The sequence below is a fragment of the Acidovorax sp. GW460-11-11-14-LB4 genome (assembly GCF_059423685.1).
The window spans coordinates 1-5,856 of sequence record NZ_JBWKYJ010000127.1 but is presented as its reverse complement, the minus strand read 5'-3'; the positions used below and the strand labels follow the sequence as shown (position 1 = coordinate 5,856).

The window sequence follows — 5,856 nt, the reverse complement described above, 5'->3', positions numbered from 1 at the left end:
GCCCATGCCGATGAAGCCGATGGCTCGCAATTTGCCCTGAAGTTCGACACGAACCGCACCCGCGCTGAAGTGGCTGCCGAAGCCGCTACCGTGGCACAAACACGCAGCATCGAGCCTGCTGGCTCGCGTGTGGTGACCTATAAATCCACCGCTGACCGTGCTGCCGTGCGTGCCCAGGCTGCCGAAGCTCTGCGCACCGGCCAGATCCCTTCGGGCGAATTCAGCGCCATGTAATCGCATGACCGATTGACGCACTTGCGGGACTTCCCATGGTGGTGGCACTTCGCGCGGTGCGGATGCTGCTGCCATGGGAGGTGTTTTTGACACACAGTTCCACACTGGCCAAACAAACTGGGCTCCCATTGGGAGCCCTTTTTGTTGTGGGTGCCCGCGATAGCAGCAGGCTGGAAAGTGGGTGTTCGGACCGCTGTGCCCGCAGATCAGCCCGTATTGCGCAGCCCCGCTGCAATTCCGTTGATGGAGATGTGAATCCCGGTCTGCACCCGCTCGTCGCCCTGCCCTGCGCGCCAGCGGCGCACCAGCTCGACCTGCAAGTGGTGCAGCGGATCAATGTACGGGAAGCGGTGCTTGATGGACCGCGCCAGCGCCGTGTTGTGCGTCAGGCGCTGCTTGTCGCCGGTGATGCGGGTGAGCGCATCGGCCGTGCGGTGCCACTCGGCCTCGATGCTGGTAAACACCTTCTTGCGCAGACGCGCATCGGTCACCAGCTCGCTGTAGCGCGAAGCCAGGGCCAGGTCGCTCTTGGCCAGCACCATGTCCATGTTGGACAGCAGGGTGCGGAAGAACGGCCACTGGCGGTACATCTTCTGCAGCAGCGCCAGCTGGGCCTTGGGGTCCTTGCCTTCGGTGTTGATGAAGGCTTCCACCGCCGAGCCAAAGCCGAACCAGCCGGGCAGCGTGAGGCGGCACTGGCCCCAGCTGAAGCCCCAGGGGATGGCGCGCAGGTCTTCGATCTTCTGGCTGGCCTTGCGGCTGGCAGGGCGCGAGCCGATGTTGAGCTCGGCGATCTCGCGGATGGGCGTGGAGTTGAAGAAGTAGTCGGTAAAGCCCGGGGTCTCGTACACCAGCGCACGGTAGCTGCCCATGCTGGCCAGCGAGAGCTGCGCAGCAGCATCCAGATACGCCTTGGTGGCGGGCTTGGTGGGCTGCAGCAGGGTGGCTTCGAGCGTGGCGGCGACCAGAGTTTCCAGGTTGCGGCGGCCGATTTCGGGGTTGGCGTATTTGGAGGCGATGACTTCGCCCTGCTCCGTCAGACGGATCTGGCCGCGCACGGTGCCAGGGGGCTGCGCCAGAATGGCCTGGTAGCTGGGGCCACCGCCACGGCCCACAGTGCCGCCCCGGCCATGGAACATGCGCAGCTGGATGCCGTGGGTGGTGGCGAGTTCGTCGAAGAGTTCGACGAGGGCGATCTCGGCGCGGTACAGCTCCCAGTTGCTGGTGAAAATGCCGCCATCCTTGTTGCTGTCACTGTAGCCCAGCATGATGTCCTGCTCGCCGCCGCTGCGCTGCACCAGCGCGGCCACGCCGGGCAGGCTGTAGAACTCGCGCATGATGGGCGCGGCATTGCGCAGGTCTTCGATGGTTTCGAACAGGGGCACCACGATAAGGTGGTTCTTCGACTCGGCATCCAGCGTGCCGTTCATCAGCCCCACTTCCTTTTGCAGCAGCAGCACCTCCAGCAGGTCGCTCACCGTTTCGGTGTGGCTGATGATGTAGTGGCGGATGGCCTCGTGGCCAAAGCGCTCGCGCATCACACGGGCAGTTTCAAAAATGGCCAGCTCGCCTTGGGCGTGGGCCGAATATTCCGCGCCCACCACGCGCAGCGGACGCGCGTCGTTCAACAGCTTGATCAGCAGTGCGCGCTTGGCGGCCTCTTGCAGGTTGGCATAGTTGGGCTCGATACGGGCCTTGGCCAGCAGCTCGGCCACCACCTCCTCATGCTTGTCGGAGCTTTGGCGCAGGTCCACCGTGGCCAGGTGGAAGCCAAACACTTGCACGGCGCGGATCAGCGGGTGCAGTCGCTCGGCAGCCAAGGCCTGGCCATGGTGGGACTGCAGCGAGGCCTCGATCACCCGCAGGTCGGCCAGGAACGCCTCGGCACTGGCATAGGCGTTTTGTGGCGCCACGGCATGGCGCGCGGCTTCGCCACCGGTCAGATCCTTGAGCGATGCGGCCAGGCGCGCATAGATGCCGGTGAGCGCACGGCGATAAGGCTCGTCCACGCGGTGTTCGTTGGTGTCGGGCGAGCGCTGGGCCAGGGCCTCCATCTCGGCGGACACCTGCACCAGGCGGGCCGACAGCGACAGCTCGCCGCCCAGGTAGTGCACCTCGGTCAGGTAGTGGCGCAGGGCCACTTCGGCCTGGCGGCTCAGGGCATATTGCAAGGTCTGCGCGGTGACGTTGGGATTGCCGTCACGGTCGCCACCAATCCACTGGCCCATGCGCAAGAAGCTGTGCACAGGGTACTGGCCCAGCTCGTTTTCCAGGTCCGCATAGATCTTGGGGATCTCACGCAGAAAGGTGGCTTCGTAATAAGAAAGCGCGTTTTCGATCTCGTCAGCCACCGTGAGCTTGCTGTAGCGCAGCAGGCGCGTCTGCCACAACTGCGCCACACGGGCACGCAGCAGGGCTTCGTTGGCAGCCAGCTCGCGCGGGGTGAGTGCGTCCTTGGCACTGTTGTAGAGCTGGGCGCGCACCTGGATGTCGTCGCGTGTGGCCAACAACTGGGCGATGTCGCGCTCGGCGTCCAGAATGCTCTTGCGCTGCACCTCGGTGGGGTGAGCCGTGAGCACGGGGGCCACGTAGCTGCCCGCCAGCGTCTGCGAAATCGTCTTGGGCGCAATGCCTGCCCAGCGCAGGCGCGACAGGGCGACCTCGATGCTGCCCTCTTGCGTGTCGCCTGCGCGCTCGTGCACAGCGCGGCGGCGGATGTGGTGGCGGTCTTCGGCCAGGTTGGCCAGGTGGCTGAAATAGGTGAAGGCGCGGATCACGCTCACCGTCTGGTCGCCCGACAGGGACTTGAGCAGCTTCTTGAGCGCGCGGTCGGCCTCCTGGTCGGCGTCGCGGCGGAAGGCCACGGAGAGCTTGCGGACCTGCTCGACCAGCTCATAAGCCTCCACCCCCTCCTGCTCCCGGATCACGTCGCCCAGAATACGGCCCAGCAGGCGGATGTCATCAATCAGGGGCTGGTCCTTGTCGGATCGTTTCATGCAGGAGTCTCCGGGATGGGTGGGATGGCCTGGCGCGTTGAGCCCGCATAGCCGCAGGCCGCACCAGCCCCAGTGCGGGCGCATGCTAGCATCCTGCGCCGCTGAATAATTACAAACAGGTTACGAACTTGAGCCCCTCGCCAACGCCCCTCATCGTCATCGCCACCCGCGAAAGTCGCCTTGCGCTGTGGCAGGCCGAGCATGTCAAAGCGCTGCTCGAAGCCCGTGGCCACAGCGTGCAACTGCTGGGCATGACCACCAAGGGCGACCAGATTCTGGACAAGTCCCTCAGCAAGGTGGGCGGCAAGGGCCTGTTTGTGAAAGAGCTGGAAGTGGCGCTGGAAGAAGGCCGCGCCCACATTGCCGTGCATTCGCTCAAGGACGTGCCCATGGAGCTGCCCGAGGGCTTTGCCCTGGCCTGCGTGATGGAGCGTGAAGACCCGCGCGATGCCTTTGTCTCCCCCCGCTACGAGAACCTGGACGCCCTCCCGCAGGGTGCCGTGGTGGGCACGTCGAGCCTGCGCCGCCAGGTGCTGCTGCAGGCTCTGCGGCCTGACCTGAAGATCGAGCCCCTGCGCGGCAACCTCGACACCCGCCTGCGCAAGCTGGACGAAGGCCAGTACGACGCGATCGTGCTGGCCGCCGCAGGCCTCAAGCGCCTGGGGCTGGAAGCCCGCATCCGCACCACGTTCGAGCCCAGCGCCATGCTGCCTGCTGCAGGCCAGGGCGCGCTGGGCATCGAGGTGCGCAGCGACCGGCAAGACCTGATCGACGCGCTGGCACCGCTGGCCCACCAGACCACCTGGCTGACCGTGGCCGCCGAGCGCGCCGTGAGTCGCGCCATGGGGGGCAGCTGCTCGATGCCCCTGGCAGCGCACGGCACCTTCACCCAGGGCGTGCTGCAGCTGGACGCCGCCTGGGGCGACCCCGAGGACAAAGCCCCGCTGGTGCGCGCCCAGGCCTCTGCCCCGGTCACCACACTGGCGCAGGCGGAAGCCCTGGGCGACGCGATCGCGCAGCGCCTGCGTGCTGGGGGTGCGCGCGGCGTCACCCCGGCCTAAGAGCCTGAGATGGGCACCTCAGCGCCCCGTGTCATCGTCACACGCCCTGCCCGAGAAGCAGCGCATTGGGTGGCGCAACTGGGCGCACACGGCATTGAGGCCGTGGCACTGCCCCTGATTGCGATTGGCCCCTGCACGGACGCTGCACTGCGACAGGCGCTGGACGCGGCCCGCGCCAACGTCGGCAACTACCGCGCCCTGATGTTTGTCAGTGGCAATGCCGTGGCGCACTTTTTTGAGCAAAATCACCCTGTAGCGCTTGATATTCATGCCCTGGCAGCTACAAAAACAAGAGCATGGGCGCCCGGCCCTGGCACCACCCGCGCGCTGGAGCAGGCCGGCGTGCCGCCCCACGCCATCGACGGGCCAGCGCCCGATGCACCGCAGTTCGACTCCGAGGCTCTGTGGCAGCAGGTGGCCCCCCAGGTGCGGCCTGGCGACCGCGTGCTGATCGTGCGCGGTCGCTCCGCCACGCCGCAGGGCGCACACGAATCGCCCCAGGGCAATGGCCGCGAGTGGCTGGCCCAGCAGATCGAGGTGCGGGGCGGTCAGGTGGAGTTTGTGGTGGCCTACCAACGCGGCGCGCCCCGCTTCACGGCCCAGGAGGTGGCGCTGGCACAACAGGCGGCGCACGACGGCTCCGTCTGGCTGCTGAGCAGCTCCGAGGCGGTGGCCCACCTGGCCGAGGCCCTGCCCGCCCAATACTGGGGCGCTGCCCATGCGCTGGCCACCCACCCGCGCATCGCCGAAGCGGCCCGCGCAGCGGGCTTTGGCACCGTGCGGGAATGCCGTCCGGCGCTGGAAGATGTGGTGGCCTCGATAGAATCGGCCGCATGAGTTCTGCGCCCCCCGACGATCTGCCCTCCACGCCCCCTGCAGCCCCTGTGGCCGCCGCTGTGGGCGCGCCAGCAGTGAGCCCGGCCCCCTCGGCCGCTGCGCCAGCCGCTGCCACCGGCCGCAGTGGCGCCATGACCTTGCTGTTGGGCACGGTGGCGGTAGCCGCATTGGTCAGCAGCGGCCTGCTGTGGCAAAAGCTCAGCGCCATCCAGGAACAACTGGCCCGGCAGTCCGCCGACTCGGGCGCCCTGGCCATCGAGGCCCGCACCATGGCCCGCCAGGCCGAAGAGCTGGTGCGCGACACGGCGGCTCGCCTCTCGGTGGCGGAAGCCCGCGTGAGCGAGGTCGCCCTGCAGCGCAGCCAGCTCGAAGAACTCATGCAAAGCCTGTCGCGTTCGCGCGATGAAAACCTGGTGGTGGACATTGAGTCGGCCATCCGCCTGGCGCAGCAACAGGCCCAGCTCACCGGCAGCCTGGAGCCGCTGGTGGCAGCGCTCAAAAGCGCAAACCAACGCATCGAGCGCTCTGCCCAGCCCCGCCTGGCCCCCGTGCAGCGCGCCATCGGCCGCGACCTGGACCGCCTGACCCGCGCCACCGTGACCGACACCGCCGGCCTGCTGGCCCGCCTGGACGACCTGGTGCGCCAGGTGGACGACCTGCCCGTGCTCAATGCCGTGGCCCAGGCCGCCTCGACCAAGCGCCTGTCCGCCGGCCCCGCAGCCCCTGGC

General features: G+C 67.5%; 5 protein-coding genes. 4 read left to right on the top strand and 1 reads right to left on the bottom strand.

The window, feature by feature from the left end:
- Positions 1-234 (top strand): DUF4148 domain-containing protein (locus AC07X4_RS23660; RefSeq protein WP_494741507.1); only part of this gene is annotated, 234 nt, incomplete at its 5' end.
- Positions 235-440: 206 nt separating this feature from the next.
- Here the strand turns inward: AC07X4_RS23660 and ppc are convergent.
- Positions 441-3,230 (bottom strand): phosphoenolpyruvate carboxylase, encoded by a 2,790-nt coding sequence (gene ppc / locus AC07X4_RS23655; protein ID WP_494741506.1) that lies wholly within the window; start codon positions 3,228-3,230, stop codon positions 441-443.
- A 128-nt stretch (positions 3,231-3,358) separates the two neighbouring features.
- On the opposite strand from ppc, the gene hemC reads away from it, so the two are divergent.
- The 3 genes from hemC to AC07X4_RS23640 all read left to right on the top strand — a co-directional run.
- Positions 3,359-4,291 carry a hydroxymethylbilane synthase gene (gene hemC / locus AC07X4_RS23650; protein ID WP_056066841.1) on the top strand — a complete coding sequence of 311 codons (933 nt, stop codon included), beginning with the start codon at positions 3,359-3,361 and terminating at the stop codon, positions 4,289-4,291.
- Positions 4,292-4,300: 9 nt separating this feature from the next.
- Positions 4,301-5,128, top strand: a complete 828-nt coding sequence (locus AC07X4_RS23645; RefSeq protein ID WP_494741505.1) for a uroporphyrinogen-III synthase — start codon at positions 4,301-4,303, stop codon at positions 5,126-5,128.
- Positions 5,125-5,856: uroporphyrinogen-III C-methyltransferase (locus AC07X4_RS23640; protein WP_494741504.1), on the top strand; the 732-nt coding region annotated here is incomplete at its 3' end. The genes AC07X4_RS23645 and AC07X4_RS23640, both read left to right, overlap by 4 nt.